Origin of the sequence: Streptomyces sp. NPDC021093 (genome assembly GCF_044333135.1) — a bacterium.
In the GTDB taxonomy this organism is placed as follows: Bacteria; Actinomycetota; Actinomycetes; order Streptomycetales; family Streptomycetaceae; genus Streptomyces.
In genome coordinates this window covers 182,397-200,998 of sequence record NZ_JBIRQJ010000008.1, presented here as the reverse complement: position 1 = coordinate 200,998, position 18,602 = coordinate 182,397, and the positions used below count along the sequence as shown (strand labels likewise).

At 67.4% G+C, this 18,602-nt stretch carries 14 protein-coding genes; 5 read left to right on the top strand and 9 right to left on the bottom strand.

Features of this window, described 5'->3' with window-relative positions; all coding sequences use genetic code 11:
* The first annotated feature begins 149 nt into the window (after window positions 1-149).
* A complete protein-coding gene (locus tag ACH4SP_RS25950; RefSeq protein ID WP_398417953.1) occupies window positions 150-2,672 on the top strand; it encodes a DEAD/DEAH box helicase in 2,523 nt (840 codons plus the stop codon).
* 47 nt (window positions 2,673-2,719) lie between these two features.
* On the top strand, window positions 2,720-3,622 hold the full coding sequence (locus ACH4SP_RS25945; RefSeq protein ID WP_398417952.1) for an acyl-CoA thioesterase: 903 nt from the start codon (window positions 2,720-2,722) through the stop codon (window positions 3,620-3,622).
* Between the two features lie 1,797 nt (window positions 3,623-5,419).
* Here ACH4SP_RS25945 and ACH4SP_RS25940 read toward each other — a convergent pair.
* Window positions 5,420-5,980: a hypothetical protein gene (locus ACH4SP_RS25940; RefSeq protein ID WP_398417951.1), complete on the bottom strand. Its 561-nt coding sequence runs from the start codon at window positions 5,978-5,980 to the stop codon at window positions 5,420-5,422.
* A 163-nt stretch (window positions 5,981-6,143) separates the two neighbouring features.
* Here ACH4SP_RS25940 and ACH4SP_RS25935 point away from each other — a divergent pair, with 163 nt between their 5' ends.
* The gene (locus tag ACH4SP_RS25935; protein ID WP_398417950.1) at window positions 6,144-7,268 is read left to right on the top strand and encodes a hypothetical protein; all 1,125 of its coding nucleotides are present in this window, start codon (window positions 6,144-6,146) and stop codon (window positions 7,266-7,268) included.
* Window positions 7,269-7,676: 408 nt separating this feature from the next.
* Here ACH4SP_RS25935 and ACH4SP_RS25930 read toward each other — a convergent pair whose 3' ends face one another.
* The 6 genes from ACH4SP_RS25930 to ACH4SP_RS25905 form a co-directional block, all read right to left on the bottom strand.
* A complete protein-coding gene (locus ACH4SP_RS25930) occupies window positions 7,677-7,838 on the bottom strand; it encodes a hypothetical protein (RefSeq protein ID WP_398417949.1) in 162 nt (53 codons plus the stop codon).
* Between the two features lie 120 nt (window positions 7,839-7,958).
* A complete protein-coding gene (locus ACH4SP_RS25925; RefSeq protein ID WP_398417948.1) occupies window positions 7,959-9,080 on the bottom strand; it encodes a hypothetical protein in 1,122 nt (373 codons plus the stop codon).
* On the bottom strand, window positions 9,077-9,964 hold the full coding sequence (locus ACH4SP_RS25920; protein WP_398417947.1) for a lactate dehydrogenase: 888 nt from the start codon (window positions 9,962-9,964) through the stop codon (window positions 9,077-9,079). The genes ACH4SP_RS25925 and ACH4SP_RS25920 overlap by 4 nt, the downstream gene beginning before the upstream one ends.
* A complete protein-coding gene (locus ACH4SP_RS25915) occupies window positions 9,873-11,141 on the bottom strand; it encodes a hypothetical protein (protein ID WP_398417946.1) in 1,269 nt (422 codons plus the stop codon). Before ACH4SP_RS25915 ends, ACH4SP_RS25920 begins: the two co-directional genes overlap by 92 nt.
* The gene (locus ACH4SP_RS25910; RefSeq protein WP_398417945.1) at window positions 11,138-11,329 is read right to left on the bottom strand and encodes a hypothetical protein; all 192 of its coding nucleotides are present in this window, start codon (window positions 11,327-11,329) and stop codon (window positions 11,138-11,140) included. Before ACH4SP_RS25910 ends, ACH4SP_RS25915 begins: the two co-directional genes overlap by 4 nt.
* A complete protein-coding gene (locus tag ACH4SP_RS25905; RefSeq protein WP_398417944.1) occupies window positions 11,326-11,508 on the bottom strand; it encodes a hypothetical protein in 183 nt (60 codons plus the stop codon). Before ACH4SP_RS25905 ends, ACH4SP_RS25910 begins: the two co-directional genes overlap by 4 nt.
* A 318-nt stretch (window positions 11,509-11,826) precedes the next feature.
* Here ACH4SP_RS25905 and ACH4SP_RS25900 point away from each other — a divergent pair, with 318 nt between their 5' ends.
* Window positions 11,827-13,158: a hypothetical protein gene (locus ACH4SP_RS25900; RefSeq protein WP_398417943.1), complete on the top strand. Its 1,332-nt coding sequence runs from the start codon at window positions 11,827-11,829 to the stop codon at window positions 13,156-13,158.
* A gap of 166 nt (window positions 13,159-13,324) precedes the next feature.
* On the opposite strand, the gene ACH4SP_RS25895 is transcribed toward ACH4SP_RS25900, so the two are convergent.
* Together ACH4SP_RS25895 and ACH4SP_RS25890 are read right to left on the bottom strand one after the other, a co-directional pair.
* Window positions 13,325-14,212 (bottom strand): hypothetical protein, encoded by an 888-nt coding sequence (locus ACH4SP_RS25895; protein ID WP_398417942.1) that lies wholly within the window; start codon window positions 14,210-14,212, stop codon window positions 13,325-13,327.
* Window positions 14,209-14,643, bottom strand: coding sequence for a hypothetical protein (locus ACH4SP_RS25890; RefSeq protein WP_398417941.1), 435 nt, complete (start codon window positions 14,641-14,643; stop codon window positions 14,209-14,211). Before ACH4SP_RS25890 ends, ACH4SP_RS25895 begins: the two co-directional genes overlap by 4 nt.
* 106 nt (window positions 14,644-14,749) lie before the next feature.
* Between ACH4SP_RS25890 and ACH4SP_RS25885 the strand changes: the two genes are divergently transcribed.
* Entirely contained in the window at window positions 14,750-18,418 is a 3,669-nt protein-coding gene (locus tag ACH4SP_RS25885) for a CHAT domain-containing protein (protein WP_398417940.1), read from the top strand.
* Window positions 18,419-18,602: the final 184 nt, after the last annotated feature.

The window sequence follows — 18,602 nt, the reverse complement described above, 5'->3', positions numbered from 1 at the left end:
CCCCATTTGCTTCGGTGCCCCCATCTCTTCCCTGGCGCGGCCGAGTTGAGCTGCGGCCGCCGATGGGCTGACCCGCCACCCTATCCGGGATGATCTTGTACGTACCCTCCGGTTCCCCGATCTGTACCGGCGCCAGGCAAGATGGGGGCGTGACCCTTATCGATCAGCTCCCGCCGAACGCCGACCCCGACACCCTCTTCGAGGCCTTCTCGACCTGGGCCGAGGGGCAGGGCATCGCCCTGTACCCGGCGCAGGAAGAGGCGCTGATGGAGGTGGTCACCGGTGCGAACGTGATTCTTTCCACGCCGACCGGATCCGGGAAGAGCCTGGTCGCGGCCGGTGCGCACTTCACCGCACTGGCCCAGGACAAGGTCACCTTCTACACCGCGCCGATCAAGGCCCTGGTCTCGGAGAAGTTCTTCGACCTGTGCAAGCTGTTCGGCACGGAGAACGTCGGCATGCTGACCGGCGACGCCTCGGTGAACGCGGACGCCCCGGTCATCGCCTGCACCGCAGAGATCCTCGCCTCGATCGCGCTGCGCGACGGCAAGGACGCCGACATCGGCCAGGTCGTGATGGACGAGTTCCACTTCTACGCGGAGGCGGACCGCGGCTGGGCCTGGCAGATCCCGATCCTGGAGCTGCCGCAGGCGCAGTTCATCCTGATGTCGGCGACGCTCGGCGACGTCTCGATGTTCGAGAAGGACCTTAACCGCAGGACCGGGCGCCCCACGGCGGTCGTACGGTCCGCGACGCGGCCGGTCCCGCTGTCGTACGAGTACCGGATGACGCCGATCACCGAGACGCTGACCGAGCTGCTCGACACCCGGCAGTCGCCGGTCTACATCGTGCACTTCACACAGGCGGCGGCCGTCGAGCGGGCGCAGTCGCTGATGAGCATCAACATGTGCACCAAGGAGGAGAAGGAGAAGATCGCCGATCTGATCGGCAGCTTCCGCTTCACCACCAAGTTCGGCCAGAACCTCTCCCGGTACGTGCGGCACGGCATCGGCGTGCACCATGCGGGCATGCTGCCGAAGTACCGCCGCCTGGTCGAGAAGCTTGCCCAGGCCGGTCTGCTGAAGGTCATCTGCGGTACCGACACGCTCGGCGTCGGCGTCAACGTACCGATCAGGACGGTGCTGTTCACCGCGCTCACGAAGTACGACGGGACGCGGGTGCGGACGCTGCGCGCCCGTGAGTTCCACCAGATCGCGGGCCGGGCGGGCCGGGCCGGGTTCGACACGGCCGGTTTCGTCGTCGCGCAGGCGCCCGAGCACGTCGTGGAGAACGAGAAGGCGCTCGCCAAGGCGGGCGACGACCCGAAGAAGCGCCGCAAGGTGGTCCGCAAGAAGGCCCCCGAGGGCTTCATCGCCTGGTCGGAGTCCACCTTCGACAAGCTGATCGGCTCCGACCCCGAACCGCTGACCAGCCGGTTCCGGGTCACGCACACCATGCTGCTGTCGATCATCGCCCGCCCTGGCAATGCCTTCGAGGCGATGCGGCACCTCCTGGAGGACAACCACGAGCCGCGCAAGGCGCAGCTGCGGCACATCCGCCGGGCGATCGCCATCTACCGCTCGCTGCTCGACGGCGGTGTGGTGGAGCAGCTGGAGACGCCGGACGCCGAGGGCCGGATCGTCCGGCTGACGGTCGACCTCCAGCAGGACTTCGCGCTGAACCAGCCGCTGTCGACGTTCGCGCTGGCCGCGTTCGACCTGCTGGACCCCGAGTCGCCTTCGTACGCGCTCGACATGGTGTCCGTCGTGGAGTCCACCCTCGACGATCCCCGGCAGATCCTGGGCGCGCAGCAGAACAAGGCGCGCGGCGAGGCGGTCGGCCAGATGAAGGCGGACGGCATCGAGTACGAGGAGCGGATGGAGCTCCTCCAGGACGTCTCGTACCCCAAGCCGCTGGACGAACTGCTGTGGCACGCGTACGACGTGTACCGCAAGAGCCACCCGTGGGTCGGCGACCACCCGGTGTCGCCGAAGTCGGTCGTCCGTGACATGTACGAACGGGCCATGACCTTCGCCGAGTTCACCTCGCACTACGAGCTGGCGCGCACCGAGGGCATCGTGCTGCGCTATCTCGCGGGCGCGTACAAGGCCCTGGAGCACACCATCCCCGACGACCTCAAGTCGGAGGACCTCCAGGACCTGATCGCCTGGCTCGGCGAGCTGGTGCGCCAGGTCGACTCCTCGCTGCTCGACGAGTGGGAGCAGCTGGCGAACCCGGAGATCGAGACGGCGGAGCAGGCGCAGGAGAAGGCCGACCAGGTCAAGCCGGTCACGTCGAACGCGCGGGCCTTCCGGGTCCTCGTGCGCAACGCCATGTTCCGCCGCGTCGAGCTGGCCGCCCTGGACAACGTCCGCGCGCTCGGCGAGCTGGACGCCGAGTCCGGCTGGGACGAGGACAGGTGGGGCGAGGCGATGGACGACTACTGGGACGAGCACGAGGAGCTCGGCACGGGACCCGACGCGCGCGGCCCCAAGCTGCTGCTCATCGAGGAGGACAAGCCGCACGGGCTGTGGCGGGTCCGGCAGATCTTCGACGACCCGAGCGACGACCACGACTGGGGCATCAGCGCCGAGGTCGACCTGGCGGCCTCGGACGAGGAGGCGCGGGCGGTCGTCCGGGTCACCTCGGTCGGCCAGCTCGGCCAGGTCTAGAGGCACGGAACCAGGCCGCCGAGAGGCACGGAAGAGGAGCAACCGCCATGACGAACCCCGCCGAGAGACTCGTCGATCTGCTCGACCTGGAGCAGATCGAGGTCAACATCTTCCGTGGCCGCAGCCCGCAGGAGCACCTCCAGCGGGTCTTCGGCGGGCAGGTCGCGGGCCAGGCGCTGGTCGCCGCGGGCCGCACCACGGACGGCGATCGCCCGGTGCACTCGCTGCACGCGTACTTCCTGCGTCCCGGCCGCCCGGGGGTGCCGATCGTCTACCAGGTGGAGCGGGTGCGCGACGGGCGTTCCTTCACCACCCGGCGGGTCACGGCCGTCCAGCAGGGCCGCACGATCTTCAACCTGACGGCGTCCTTCCACAAGCCGGAGGAGGGCGGCATCGAGCACCAGTTGCCGCCGCGCCGCGAGGTCCCCGACCCGGAGTCGCTGCCGAGCGTCGCCGACGAGATCCGCGAGCACCTGGGCGCCCTCCCGGACGCCCTGGAGCGCATCGCGCGCCGCCAGCCCTTCGACATCCGTTACGTGGACGGGCTGCGCTGGACGCGCGAGGAGATCGAGGGCGCGGAGCCGCGCAGCGCGGTGTGGATGCGCGCGGTCGGGCCGCTCGGCGACGACCAGCTGGTGCACACCTGCGCGCTGGCGTACGCGAGCGACACGACGCTCCTCGACGCGGTGCGGCTGCCGGTGGAGCCGCTGTGGGGTTCGCGGAACTTCGACATCGCCTCGCTTGACCACGCCATGTGGTTCCACCGGCCGTTCCGGGCGGACGAGTGGTTCCTGTACGACCAGGAGTCGCCGATCGCGACCGGCGGGCGGGGCCTGGCGCGCGGCCGGATCTACGACCGGGACGGGCAGCTGCTCGTGTCGGTGGTGCAGGAGGGGCTTTTTCGTCCGTATGTTGCGGGTCACAATTCTGACGGCATGAGCCCTCACTGACCCTACGGAACAACCCATCCCGGGGTGACCCCACGGTACCCCCGCTTCATCGGCCACACATCCGTTTACTCCCGGCGTGATGAAGTGTGCGCACCTCAGACGGAATTCACCCCGGAGTCGCTATCCCGTATCGATCACCTCGCAGCAAGGACAGACAGGGGTAGTTCCAAGCCACTCGGATTCCACCGGCTGATTCCGAAGCCGCAGAGCGAATGACCAGTTCAGCAAGCACTGGGCCTGGGACTTCCGCGATCTGCCGGCTGATGGCCGGAAGTCTCAGCGCAAAGTCCCAGGCGGCCCAGTCGAACCTGAAGCTCCCGGGCCAATCGACCATGTCGAGAGCGAAGGAAACCCTCGCGAACGGGCTCATCCGGGAAAGTGCCCCATCGGCACGACATCGCATCAAATGCCCCGGACACCCGCATGAGTTGCCTTCGCGTTCAGATGGGGTGAGGAACGAAATCCCATCGCAGTGATGCCTCTCGCCCACGGTCAGTTGCACGGGCCTGTCCGGCGAGAGCAACAACTCCAGCCGCTTCGCGTGCAAATTGATCTGCCACTTCCATTTCTCCGACTTATGAGGCGGAGGCTGGGACAGAGCACAGTTCTGCACGACCTGCTCCATGACGGACGATTCATCCGTCATGAGGGTCCACCCAACCACCTCTGGCCTCCCCGGTATCAAGAGCCTCGGCCTCAGGACTCCGCCGACCGGCGCGGGAAGCCGCTCGCGGCTACCGGGGAGGTCGCCTCCTCTGCCACGCCTACCACTGCGGGTTCGGGGCTGGCACGACCGGCTTGCCCTGTGGGCTTGGGACGGTCTCCTTCTGGGAAAGGTGGAAGCCTCCGGCGTCTTCCCCTCGTTCGAGCCGCTCTCCCCCGACGTCGAAAGGTCACTCATGCTCTGTCCCCCTTGACTCCGCGCTCTGAAAACCTGGGCAGTCCCGTAGCGGAGTGCGTTCACGCAGCAAGGTGCGCACAGCATGGGCAGCCTGCTGAGGGACGACACTGTTGCCGAGGAGATGGAGTTGGGTAGCGCGGGAGAGTCCTTCCTCAGCGGTGGCCCAGCCTTCGGGGAGGCCCATCATCCACTCGACCAGAGACGGAGCGAGACGTCGCGTGCCGGGGATGGTGGGCGGGGGCGCGGGGTGTCCGGTCACGTGTTCCCAGCCTCTGATGGCGGGGAGGTAGGGGCCCCACCAGTGGGCAGGTGAGTAACGGCGGTGCGGAGGTTCATGCCGCCTTTGCGCTTCGGGGTGGTGCCGGCACCACCGTTGCCGTCCGAGGAGGTCGGGGTGGGCAGAAGCATCTTGGGGCCCTGGGGCAACGTGGCCGACGGGGCGAGAGCCCCGGCGGTGGAGGCCAGGGTGGGGCTGCCGTTGCGGTAGCACTGATTCGGTGACCCCTTCGAGCCGTCGCTCGCTCTCGGAGTGGGTAGCAGGTGCACCACCTCGTGGGCGAGGGACGGGCCATGGCCGCCCGCTTTGCGCTTGTCCGGGTGCTGGGAGCCACCGATCCCGCCCAGGTTCGCCGTCGGGGTCGGGGTCGGCTTGGTGCCAGTTGATGTTTCGTACGTCGCCAAGGTTAGGGACGTGAGGCCAGTGTCGCGACAGGACGTGTACTGCATGCTCGTTGTTCTCGGCGTGCCAGGCGAGGCCGCCCCCGAGCGCCGCCATCACGCCGAGATCGAGACCACCCACGCCGGAGAACAGACTGCCGATCGGCCGGTCAGCACCGTCCATCGCGGGCTCCTTCGGCACAGTTGCGGGTACGTGCCATGGTCGCCGGTGCCGGACGTCAAGGCTTGGGCCGAACCTCACGCCCGACACACGGAATTGACGAGGCTGAGCCCCTCGGTTCCCCCCAACCGCCCTTGGGCTCGCCGGAACTCACCGCCCTTCCGGGCTTGGTGAGGACGAGGACGTCTTCGTGCTGGACGACGTGGAGGGGGATGCCGCGGTTGCGGGCGTCGCGGGTGTTGGTCATCTGAAAGAAGGAGGGGCGGGCGATGAGGCGGCTGTCGCGGATTCCGGCGAGGAGGGCGACGTTGCGCTCGGCGGGGATGAGGCCGGCGGCTTCTCCGGCGGCGAGAGCGGCGGTGGGGAGGTCGACGAGTTCGCCGCGTTCGCGCCAGGGGCGGGTGGTGATGACGGCGGTGCCGCCGGGGCGCAGGAGGTGGCGGCATTCGGTGAGGATCTCGGTGAAGGCTTCGAGGAGGCGGTCGAGGCCGACGTGGGCAAGGTTGTGGGGGTCACGGCTGTAGCGGTAGTCCTTCTTCGTCACGCCGCGCTCCCCGGATTCGCGGGTGGAGCGGACCTGGCCGTGGACGGTGTTGCCGTACGGCGGTGAGGTCAGCACCAGGGAGATCCGGCCGTGGTGCTCGGCGGGGACAGTCGGCCTGGACCCGAGAACCCTGCGTAGAGAAACGCTCCCTCCGTCCCCTGACGTTGCCCGCTTGACGTACCACGAAACCGATGGATTCGCGATCTAGCCATCTGGGAATCTACAGCGAGGGGGATGCATGAAAATCCGCACTGTCCGAGAGTACTTACCTCTACTCATAGTCCCAGCAGTCGCAGTAGTGATCAATTTAGGATTGGCGAAATTTGACCAAGAGTGGTCCCTTTCAGACTGGGCCACGAATGTGGTTCTGGGACTCGCAATAACCATTGTCGGTGGCATGCTGGCCAGCCGCCAACAAAAAATACAGGAAGCTTTGGCGGATCTCGAAATGACGGAAAAGATTGCCGTCTTTTCCGGAGAGGCAAGTGCCATAAAAAGGAAAGGGAGGTCGGGTTCCGAGCTGTTCTGTCAAGCTTTCCTGGACGCCCGGGCCGGGCTCAGTCTCCTAGGACTGGCACGTCCCGCAATGCAGCGTGAGTATTTGGTTAGCCTAAAGCGAACCATGGAAACCATGGAGCAGTTTGCAGCGAAAACTCTTAGCGCCTACCAGGCATGGTCGCCAGAGGATTGGCTGGTATTTAAACAGGTAGCCGAAACACTCAAAGAGGATCTCCGACTAAGGAAGCGGCGATGCGCATCAGAGCATCGCCACATAATGGAGGGCCTGGAGTGCATGGTGGAGGAATTCTTGAGCCTGAGCAACCCCCCTAACGTCTCGCCGCAAGCATTTTGCAACAATTACACGTCGGGCGAGAATATAATTCGGGTAAACTTCAACTGGGAATTGTTTCTGAGTCAAGCGAATGAAGGGTCTGCAAGCGTTGAGATATCCACTTTTCGAGTAACGCGAGCAGACGAAATCGAACATTATTTCACACCCTGGTACGTCAGTTCCGAAGAGCATGAAGTTCCATGGGATGATCCGAGTGGGGCGCCACTCTCTGTAGTTCGCGCTGCTGAATTTTCTGGCGGGGTAGGAGAGAATCGGCAGCGTCGAATAGCACAGACTCAGGACTGGCTCGCTTCGCATGGCCAGACTGATGGCACTCATACCACGATTTGCGTCTCTAGCATCGCGCTGCCATCGCATCAGCGACTTCTACTCGATGGAAATCATCGCATGGTAGCTGCAGTGCGACTTCTGGAGAGCGGAACGGAGATCAAGGTGCAGGAGTGCCTTGTCAAGGCCCCGCTTCAGGAGCTCCTTCTGCCGGATCTACGACACTGGGTAACACCCGGGTGAGCAGTTCGCGACTTTGAGGGCCGGTGGCCTCCGTCCCGCGCGTGGGCCGAGGGGCAGGGTCGACAGATCAGATTCCACAGAATGCGGGGCAGCGCCACGAAACCTCTGGCATTGTCACTGCGCTTGATGACGGTGACGGCCAAGTGGAGCACGGCCAGGGCCCAGGGAGCACGCTCCCGTACGACGACCAGGGCTCGAGTACCTTCGGTGAGCGCGAGACGTTCGAGCATCGGGTGATCCAACGGGGCGACCTCGCTCCGGCCGTCGGCGGTGCGGTAGAGGGCGGTGGCGGGGCCCGGGTCCATATGGTGTTCGCGTACGGGGTCAGACGCAGCTTGATCATGTGTGCCTTCCGAAGAGGGCCCGGTGGGTGCGTCGTGGGCGCACCCACCGGGCGAACGGGGCGGATCAGGTGGCGGTGGTGTCGTACGTCTTCGCGCCGTCGGACGACCCGGAGGTCTTCTTGTACTCGTGGCACTCACCGGGGGTCTGAACCCGTCGGTGTGCCTTCGTGGTGAACAGGCGGTCTGCTCGGGTGGTGCGCTTCGCAGGCGGCATGAGGTCGTCCATGGGGTGCCCTTTCTGTTCGTCGTGCTTGCGGTCTCGGCGAGGCTTCGCCCCGGTTCATGGGGTGGGGAGGTGGCGCCGAGCACCTGGCCGGCGCAGGTGCTTCGGGTCACCTGCCGCGGTTCAGTGGTCGGTCAGCTGGGCGAGGAAGTCGGTGTTGGTCTGCACGTCGTGGCCCAGGCTGATGCTGTGGTGTGGCAGTTCGGCCAGGAAGGCGAGCGTGGTGGAGGCGTTGGAGGCCGCCTTGCCGGGGGCGGGCGCGAGGCCGAAGACGTCCGGGTAGCGGTCCTCCGTGGACGCGGTGAACAAGTCGCCCTCGCCGAGGGCCCGGCTGTTGTTGACCAGGGCCGGGGTGGCGGCCTTGTTGACCGTGGGGAACAGGACGCGGGCGGCTCGGCCGTGGGTGGAGAGGGTGAGGCCGAGCCAGGAGGCGAGCTGGTCGGGGAAGAACTGGGGCTTCAGTTCCTTGCCGTCGTCACGGCGGATCGCAGCCCGGCGGCCGTCGTGCAGGGCGGCGGTGACCTTCGGGTCCTGCGTCGGGTGCAGGGACTCCCCGGCCAGGACCCGGTTCCGGACGCCGTCGTAGAGTCCGGCGGCGTCGAGGAAACCGAGGCCGACTGCGGCGGCCAACGGCCACGGGAGAACCTGCACCCCGCCATGGCCGTCAGGCTTCACGAATACCCGGTCGTTCGCCAGCAGCCCCCATCCAGAACGGGCCAGCAGGAGGGCCGTGGTCGTCTTCCCCGCCCCCTTCCCGCCAAGGGTCAGGACGGTTTCACCCTCGCGTGTGACGGCGGAGGCATGGAGGATTGACCAGCCGTCGGCCAGAAGGCTCCCACGCAGGATCTCCCGGGCGAGGCGGGCAGCGGCCAACGCCACCGGGGTCTCCTGTGCCCCGGCGACGCGGAGGTGGCCGGGCTCGTACCGGTAGGCGAGCTGGTCGCGGGGCTGGGTGGCGATGACCACGTCGCCGTCCCGCACGTACCGCAGCAGCGAGTTCGCGTAGACGACCTCCTCCACGGCCGGGCGCGCGGCGATCTGCTCGGTGAGAATCACCATCTGGTCCTCGTCCACGTCGGCGGCCACTACCGGCCCGCCCTCCGGCTCGTCCGCGTCGGTGACGTCGACGGCATTCCACCAGGGGCCGAAGTACCGCAGGGCCCAGTCCGTGACCTCCTTGCTGGTGCTGGTCACGGTGACGTCGTGTGCGGCGGCGGTGATGCGGGTGGCGTGGGTGGTCGTCACTGCTGGGGCTCTCCTTGGCTGAGGGTCGGGACGGTCTTGTACGCGGTGTGGAGTTTGGTCTCGGCGGCAGCGAGGAGCCGCCGTTCGGCATGGTCGAGTTCGGGCACGATGACGGTCGGCTGACCGGCGGTGAACTGCAACGGCATTGCCGACCAGTTCTCGTCGTGACCGACGCACAGTTCCAGCACCCCGTCGGTGAGTCCGAGGGCCGCCCGCAGGGCGGCCATCACGGCCCCTGCAGGGCCGGACCGGGCCCGCCCGAGGCCTGTGTTGATCCGGCGGGGCCGGGCTGACAGCTCGTCGTGCACGGCCCGCAGAGGGACGGCGACAGGCAGCCCGCCGACGCGGGTCGCGGAGGCGCAGACCACGGCGGCGTCGCCGTGCTCGCCGATCACGTGCCCCTCCACGGCCTCCACGGGCACGCACAAGAGGCGGGCGAGGGTGAGCCGGTAGCGGGCGGTGTCGGTGTTGGAGCCGACCCCGAACACCCGCCCGGCTTGAGAGGCTTCGGCGAACAGGCGGGTCATCACGTCAACGGGGTTCGTCACCACGATCACCGTGCCGGTATATCCGCCGAGCTGACGGCCCAGAGCGGTGATGACGGGGGCGTGCGCGGCAAGTCCGGCCATCCGCACGTCGCGGCGGGCGGTGTTGGTGAACTTCGCCCTTGGACACACCACCACGGCGTCGCAGTCGGCCATGTCGGGGACGTCGGCGATCTGTGCCCGTACGGGGGACCCGGTGACCTGCTGCATGTCCTCCAGGTCAGCCACGAGGGCGGCGGCGGAGCGGTCACTGCCGGAGGCGATCCGTACGAGGCCGCACCAGTCGGACGCGGTCAGCAGGGTTGCGACGGTGTGGCCGACCGCCCCGGCTCCGATCACCCCCACCGACATCCGGCCGGTCATCGCCGGGCCGCCGCCGCGTCGGACAGGGCGAGCCGCCAGACGGCACGCGGGTCCGTGCCCGCCGCCAGGGCGGCCGAGGCCCGGTCCAGGAGTGTGCACAGCGGCCCGGCCCGCCGGACGGCGGCCGTGTGGCCCGTTCGGGCAGCGGCAGTCCGGGCGGGGCGGTGAGGTAGGTGGTGAGGATGTTCGTGGTGTCCATCAGCCACAGCACGACCAGGTGCCGCAGCCAGGCCGCCCGTGCCTCCGGGCTCAGGCCGCCGGTCGCGGTGTCGACGAACGCTCCGATCCCAGACAGCGTCGCCGCCGCCTGGGCCACCGTGGGCGGCCGGGGAATGAGCCCGAGGATCATGCGAGAGACGAGCTTCGCGGTGTCCGCACAGGGGTGGGTGAGGGACAGGCCGGGGTCGAGGAACACCGGTCGCCCGCCCGGCCCGTCAGGGAACACGGCGTGCTCAGGTTTCAGGTCGCCGAAGGAGACCTGCCGCCGCTCGGCCGGGGTGAGCCGCAGCCGTCGCAGCCGGGCGACCACCTCCGTGAGCACGGGGGCGTGCTCGGGAGACTGAGCGAGGTAGGTGGTGCCGCTGATGCCGTTGAACTTCCGGCCGAACGTCGCGTCAATCGACCTCTCCCGGATCGCCATTCCCTCGACCCGACCGACGATGTCGGGCCGCTGCAGCAGGGCCAGTTCCCGGCGGACGCCGGTCATCAGCTCGGCAGTCCGGTGCGGCTCGGCGGCCACCAGGTCCCCGAGGGTCGGCCCCTCGACCGGCTCAGTGAACAACACCCCGCCGCCGTACCCGACGACGTGGGCGGCTCGCAGGCCCGCCGACGCCAGCAGGCCGAGTTGGGCGGCCTCCCGTTCCAGGAGAGCCCCAGGAGTGGCCGTGTAAACGGCCTGGGCGGCCCGTACTGCGTCCCAGGTCCCGCAGGCGCCCCGCAGTGCGGAGACCAGGGAGACACCGAGGAACGAGAGCTTCGCGAAGAGGGGCCGTCCGCCGACCTCGACCCGGCGAACGTAGCCGGTGACGCTCGGGACGTGAACGCCGAGCGCCACCGGGGCCCCAGGCAACAGACCGGCCGCCGCCTTCTCCACCAGTTCGTCTGCATGCGCGAGCAGCACACCGGTCTCGGGCGTCGTCGCGGTGATCGTCATGCCGTGTCCCCTGCTGTCTCGTCCGGGGCGGTGTCCGGCGCGGTCAGCGCCGGGCCCGCCAGATCTGTGCCGGTGCGGGAGAGCTCGTCGCCGACGAGAACCCCCAGCCCGACGACGCCGGAAACGGAACCGACCGCCCACATCCACGTCAGAACCGTGCCGACCGGGTCCGCTAACCGGCCCCTCACGGCCGCCCCTGGGCCTTCTCGCGGGCGTCCAGGGCCCGGCCGAGCTGCATGTGCCACCGCTCCATCTCGGCGGGGTCCAGGACCACCAGCGCGGGGACGGTAGTGCCGTTCCGGTAGTGGACCTCGACCGGAAGGGCGGCCTGGGCGGCCCGGTGGTCGTAGCTGATGTCGCGAAGCATCGGAACGACGTGGCTGACGAAGGGAGCCGCAGGCGCCGAGGAGGTCTGGCCAACTTGGCCGGCGACTCTGGCCGGACTCTCCTCCGGCGCGGGGTTCGGCCGGTGGCGGGGATGCGCGGTCATGGGCACTGTCGCCTCGTTTCGTTCGAAGGAAGACGCCAACGGGCATGTCAATCAAGACCGTTGCGTCACGAATACCGCCGGTGAAGATCGGGCAAGCAAGTCCAGTGAACGGCCGTCGACTAACGGCGGTAACCCCAGGAAGGGGCCCCACGATGGGTACATTCCGTGGGGGTACGGCCAACCGAGGGGGCAGGCATGGACTATCCGATGTCACCAGCGGCACTACCGGCATCGCTGCTGGCAGACCGCCGCATGGCGGCGGCTCTCACCCGCCGGGACATCGGTGCCGTCTTCCAACTGGCCCATGACGAGGCGGGCATCAGCTTCAACCGGCTGAGCGAAGCGACCGCGATCAAAGCCGAACGCGTCGGGAAGCTCGCACGCGGCGACGGCACGGTCACCACCCTGCAATCGCTGGAGAAAGTCTGCGACGGACTACGGATTCCGGGCAGCGACTTAGGCTTGGCAGCAAGGCCGTGGGAGTCATCAACTCCCGCGTACCAACGATCAGATGGAGACGGAGACGACCCCATGAAGCGCCGCGACGTACTTCGCGGCGCGCTCGCTGCCGGTCTGGCAGGTTCCGGGCTCGCCGCTTTAACGACCACCCGCCACGACATCGACGCCGCCCTCGCCGCCGACGCCACCACCGCCGATCTCGGCTACTGGGAGAGCACCGCCGAACGGTACGGGTACGGCTACCACGGGCAGGCCCCTGCCGATGTGCTCTCCGACTTGCTCGCAGACGTGGACGGCATGAAGCCTCTCCTCGCCTTGCCGCAGTCGGTCAAGAGCCGTACGCAGATGTGCCACGTCACCGGGCAGATGGCCGGGATGGTCGCTATCGTCCTCCACGACCTCGGGCAGCACCGCGAGGCCCACGGCTGGTTCCACACTGCCGCCCGCGCCGCCGAGGAGTCCGGAGACCGCCTTCTTCACTCGTGGGTCCTCGGACGCGAGGCGATGGTGCCGCTGAACTACGGAGCCCCGCAGGCCGCCGCCAAACTCGCGGAGAAGGCGAGGCACTTGGCGGGCAAGCAGCCGTCCGCCGCCGCCGCGCTGGCCTCCGCCGTCGCGTCCCGGGCCTACGCGATCGGCGGGCACACGGACAAGGCCCTGACCTTCGTTGCTGACGTCGAGACGATGTCCGAGCGGCTGACGCCGCAACAACAGGCCGACACCTGGTTCGGCTACCCGGAGCAGAAACACCACGTCCACCTGAGCCAGGCCCTCACCCTCCTCGGAGAGACCGGCCGGGCGTACGAGACACAGGCCCGAGCACTGGAGCTGTCGCGGGCACCCTCGCTCATGACGCGGGCCCTCATCGCGATCGACGAGGCCACCTGCCGGGCCCACGACGGAGACCGCGAACAAGCCGCCCGCCTCGCCGCCCAGGCATACGGCGAGCTCCCCGACTCCTACCGCACGGGCCTCACCCGCACCCGGGCCCTCGCCCTGTTCCGCACCCTGCCCCGGCAGACCCACGGGATCGACCAACTGGCGGACGCTCTCGCTATGACCGGATAGGTTTGCCCGCACTTGCCCACCTTGCGGGGATACACCGGACCGTCCGGTGCGGGTACACGGGGGCATGTCGGTCAGGCTCCGTACCTCTGGCGGAGCGCTGTGGCGGTTTGACATCGTCGCCTCACCTACAAGGTGACGCTTCAGCGCGATGTAATCTGTTTCGCTGTCATGAACCTTTGCGGCACAGGGTTGTGATCTGCACTCCGAGTGCTCGGTCGATTCGGTTCATTTGGGTGGCCAGGCCCAACTGGACGGCGAGGGTGGGTGCGTACAGGTCGACGGCTGCTTCAGTGAGCAGGGTGAGTGAGGCCACCGACCGGCGGCCTCGTCGATGAGCCGCGATCAGGGTGACCGCCCCTGCCACAGCTGACGGCCACCAAAGAATTCCCACGGCGGTGTAGCAAATGGCCCAGGCTGCGAGGGTCAGGGCGGAATCGAAGGCCATCCGCGACTGGGCAAGTTCTGTGCGCACTCCGTCGGGCAGCACGAGCCACATGCGAGGCCAGACGAACGGCAGATCCAGTCCGTGGTCCACACGTACGCGCGTTTCCACCGCGGCGAGACGGTCGGCCATCCACGTTCCCTTGCAGGGTTCCGCGAGGCCGATGCGTGCGCGCACGGCAGCCTGATGATGCAGTTCCTCCTCGTCCTGCTCGGTGGCGGGCTTGAGCGCTTCGAGGTTGAAATGTCGTGACGCGCTCTGCCACCGGTGCCGTCGCTTGGACAGAGTGAGACTCGCGTCCGACAGAACGCTCGGCCACTGCCCCACCCAGACGCTCTCCACGACCGCGGCCAGGGCCCTTGCCAGTAGGCCGGCGGCTGCGGCCAGCAGCAACAGGCCCACCGCTGCAAGGCCGACTTCGACCGCCGGGCGAGGTGCGGTGCCGACCGCACGCTCAAGGCCTGACCTCAGCTTCCCGATGTCGTGCCAGTGTGTGTGGCCCACAAGTAGCGCCGCCGCCAGTGTGCCGAGGAACATCAGGCCTGGCAGTACGAGCAGGGTGAGCCATTTGTCCGCGAGTTTCTTGCCCAGTTCGGACAGGAACACCGTCACGGGGTCGCTCCTCGTTCGAGCAGCGGGCGATCGTCAAGGTGGCACTCCGGCGTCTGTCGGCCTGGCTCACGCACCCACACGCGTGTGCAGCGGCGGGCAGGACATTGGAAGATCTCCGGCACGGCTTGGCCCCCACCGTCGCCCAGTGTGTCCGAACGGCCGTAGCGGTCAGCTTCACGGTAGGCGATACCGATGCGACGCAGCAGTTCCGTCAACGGTGCGACGTCGGGATCGTCCTCCTCGGCCGCAGGCTCGGGCGCCGGGACGGTGACGAGGACGCCACGGATCGCCGCGCCCAGGTCGTCGCCGCGTCGCGCGGCTTCGCGCGCTGCATCCAGAGCGTTCTGCTGTTCGGGGGTGTCGAGCACCTGGGACAGCAGTGAGTAGTAGCGGCAGAACACTTCAACGCTGTACGGGACCGTTCCATTCATCGAAGACTCCGTCCTGTCCGCAAATTCGCCGAACGCCGAGCCCGTAGGCGCCGCGGAGGGCCATCCTGGAGGTGTGGCGCCGCGACCAGTGAAGCAGGGGGCCTCGATGGATGTAACCGAAGCGTACGAGCGGCTGATGCCACGCGTGACGGGTTTTGGCGAAGACCCTTCTCGCACGGACCTGATGACGCAGGAAGCCACCGATGAACTGGAGACGTTGTGCTACCACATTCAGCTGACTTGGTTTAGGGCGAGCCAAGCCCCCCTTCAATTGTTGCGCGCTGCGGGGTACGCCCACTGGTGCCGGTATCTGCAGCAACTGGCGGCGTCCCGCGCGGCGTTGGAGGACCTGCAGGACGCGCTGCATCTGTTCGAACCCCTCTACACCATCGACCCGAGCGATGTCCCGGAAGAAACCTGGGGTCTCCTGGAACGGCGCACGAGGATGAGCACCTTGCGTGCTTCCCTTGCCGACAGGCCCAACAGGACACCCGATGAAGAAGTGCACATCGTCACCTCGCTGATCGAGCTCCTCCGCGAAGAGTCAGCACGATTCGCCATGGACGGGACGCTTGCCGAACTCGCCCTGCGGTACCAGCATCTGGCGTCGATCACGGGTGAGGGAAGAGCATTTCTGGGACGGGGGCAGACGCTGGTGGCCCGGTTCGAGATGGCCAGCGGAGACATAGAGGTCCTCGATCAGGCGGTGGAATGCCTTCGAGAAGCTGTGGCACGCGTCCCGACAGGGCCGGAGCAGGAGCTGGCCGATGTCGCTCTGCGGCACGCCCTGGGCGTGCGACAGTCCCTCACCCGTGAGATCAGCCTTCCCTCCGTCTTTCACCCACTCTCGGCGGACGGATCCCCTGCGAACGGCAGCATGGATGCCTCGAAGTCCCGCCCGGAAAAACCGTCGGACGCAGGCGGGGCCACAGTGGCACACCACGGGTCCCGCGACGATCCGGCGGAACACGGCCGTCAGCTTCGCTGGGCCTACGAGTACCACGGCGACCCCGCTCTGCTAGATCGGGCCGTCGTCCTGTTGCGTCGAGCTGTCCAGGCACATCCCCACGATGCGCACGCCTTGACCGAACTCGGCATCGCGGTACGTCTCCTGGCCCGGCTCGCCGACACGGACGCACGCCTCGCTGAGGCGGAAGCGCATGGCCGACTGGCCGTGGAACAGTCGAAGACAGTGCCCACCCGTCAATTCTCCCTGGGCGCCCTCGGCACCACGCTCCTGGCGCGGTACGAGTTCCAGAGAGACCCGGCCGTACTGGACGAGGCGATCGCCACGCTGCGCGCCGCCATGGACCTGCTCGACGAGACGTCCGTCAACTGGTCAACCGAGCACACCAATCTGGGGCTCGCCCTCCTGGCCAAGGCGTCGCTGAGCGACGGTGACGTCGTACTGGACGAGGCCATCGGGCAGCTGCGGGCGGCACGCTCCTACACGCCGCCGAACGACCCCTACCTCCCCATCGTCCTGGGAAGCCTGGGCAAAGCACTCTGCGACCGCGCTTCGCGCTCCGGCCTCGACGTGGACTACCTGCGGGAGGCACTGGTGCTTCAAGGACAGGCCGTGGCCCATCCTGCAAACCAGGCCGCCTGGCCCGAACAGGCCCTGAGCTTGGCTGACACCTTGGTCATCTGGTTCCACGTCCGGGGTGGCGTACCAGCCCTGAACAAGGCGGTAGACCTGCTCCGCCGAGTGCGCGCCAAGGACGGTTCGGCCGCCCTCCGGCGCCGAACGGACCTGCGCCTGACCAATACCCTGCTCACCCGCTGGTCGGCGGTCCGCGACCCCTCCGATCTGACCGAGGTCTTCGAGATACTGCAGCCGGAGCAAGTCCCGGGAAAGTTCCAGGTGATGGCGCCCCGGGAACATTTCCAGATCGGCAGCGCATTCCTGCATCGCAGTCAGCTGCACGACGATCCAGCGGATCTGGAACAGGCGATCGCGCATCTCGAAGCAGCGGTAGCCCCGTATCAGGACCAGACTATCCCGTCCGCGTACGCCATATCCCTCGGTCAGGCGCTGAGCTCCCGTCACATACACAAGATCATCAGTGTCGGCGGCCCTGAAAAGTTCTCGGTCAACCGTGTAGAGACTCCCGACGCGCGGCGTGCCATCGAGCTGTTGTCAGCCGCAGCACGCGACACGTCGTGCCTACCTTTCACGCGGATTATGGCAGCCAACCGATGGGTGATCACGGCATTGAATATGAAACGGCCGAAGGAGGCCTTCCCCGCCTACGAGTTGCTGTTCGAACTGCTGGAAACGGTGGGACCAGGCCAACTCCACAGAAGCGACCAGGAACATCAACTGAGCCGTCTGGAGGGCTTGGCTCACGATGCCGCCGAGTGCGCCATCGCAGGCGACGACTTGCCACGAGCTGTGAGCTTCCTGGAAGCCGGACGCGGCGTGCTGATCGCGGAAATGCTGAACCGACGAGCCGGCCCGGATCTCGTACGACGACACGATCACGAGTTGGCCGACGCCCTTGCCCGCATTGACCGGGATCTCAACAGCTACGCGAGGAGCACACACGCGATCGTCGACCAACCCGGTGAAGCGGTTTCCCGTTGGTCGGCCGACCACCAACACCGTCTCGCAGCCGAGCATCGGAAACTGATTCTCCGCATCCGTGAGACGACTCCGCTGAAGCGCTTCCACCTGCCACCGGACGTCGACGAGCTGACCGGACTGTCCGACGCCGGACCGATCGCACTCATCAACCTCGGCGCCGGCAGAAGCGACGCCGTGCTCCTGGTGAACGGCGGCATCGAAGTGCTGCGCCTCGACGATCTCGTGCTGGCGGAGGTCAAAAACCGGGCGATCGCATTTCACTCCGCCGTCACACAGCCCACGGACAGTTCGGTCGAACCAGAAGCACAGTTGGAAGCGGAAGCAACAGTGACTGCGACGCTCGACTGGCTTTGGTCGGCACTGGTGCACCCGGTTCTCCATCACCTGGGGCTCGGCCCGCGCGAGCCGGATGCCTCTTCCGCGTGGCCGCGCCTGTGGTGGTCCCCCACCGGGCCGCTCAACTTCCTGCCTCTCCACGCGGCAGGCACCAGCCGTCGCGGCGAGAACGCGTTGGACTGCGTCGTATCCTCGTACGCCCCCACCCTCAGAATGCTCAGTGAATCCCGACAACCCTCCGCGGCCCCCACCAGCACCACGGTGGAACCGAGAATGCTGCTCGTTGCCCAGTCAAGGTCACGCGCCTTGAAGGAGCTTCTCGGCGCGGAGCGGGAAGCCGCAACACTCGCGCAGTGGTTTCCCGATGCCACCCCCTTGGTTGACGGAGCCGCGACGCGGAAGAGCATCCTGGACCACCTGCCCCAGCACCGTTGGGTTCATATCGCCTGCCACGCACTGACCGACATCGGCCGCCCCTCCGACAGTCACCTCATCGCCTACGACGGCCAGGTGAGCATCCGAGATCTCGCTCGGCTGCACACGGACGACGGTGACCTCGCCTTCCTCGCGGCGTGTGAAACTGCACGAGGCGCTCCAGACCTTGCAGACGAGGCCGTGCACCTGGGCGCAGCGTTCCAGCTCATCGGGTTCCGCCATGTCATCGGCACTCTGTGGAGGGCTGCGGACGACGTGGCCGCACAAGTCGTCGACGGTGTCTACGGAGTGATTCGGGCGAACTTCCCGGACCCGGGCGGCACTCCCTACGCGCTCCACACCACGGTCCGTGTCCTCCGCCGACGCTACCCTCGGGTGCCGTCACTGTGGGCAGGCTATGCGCACTTCGGCCCCTGAGCTATTGGATGAGCCCGGAAGCGCCGTTATCGTCCCGCATCCCGTATCGGGCACCCACCCAGGGTCGGTCTCGCCCCAACGGGGCCGAAATGTGCAAACTCGATGACGCTATCCGGTCTGCCGAGGGCTTGGAACCTTCTGAAGGTGTCGCGGCCGCCCGGCGGCAGGTCCGAGAAAGATACGA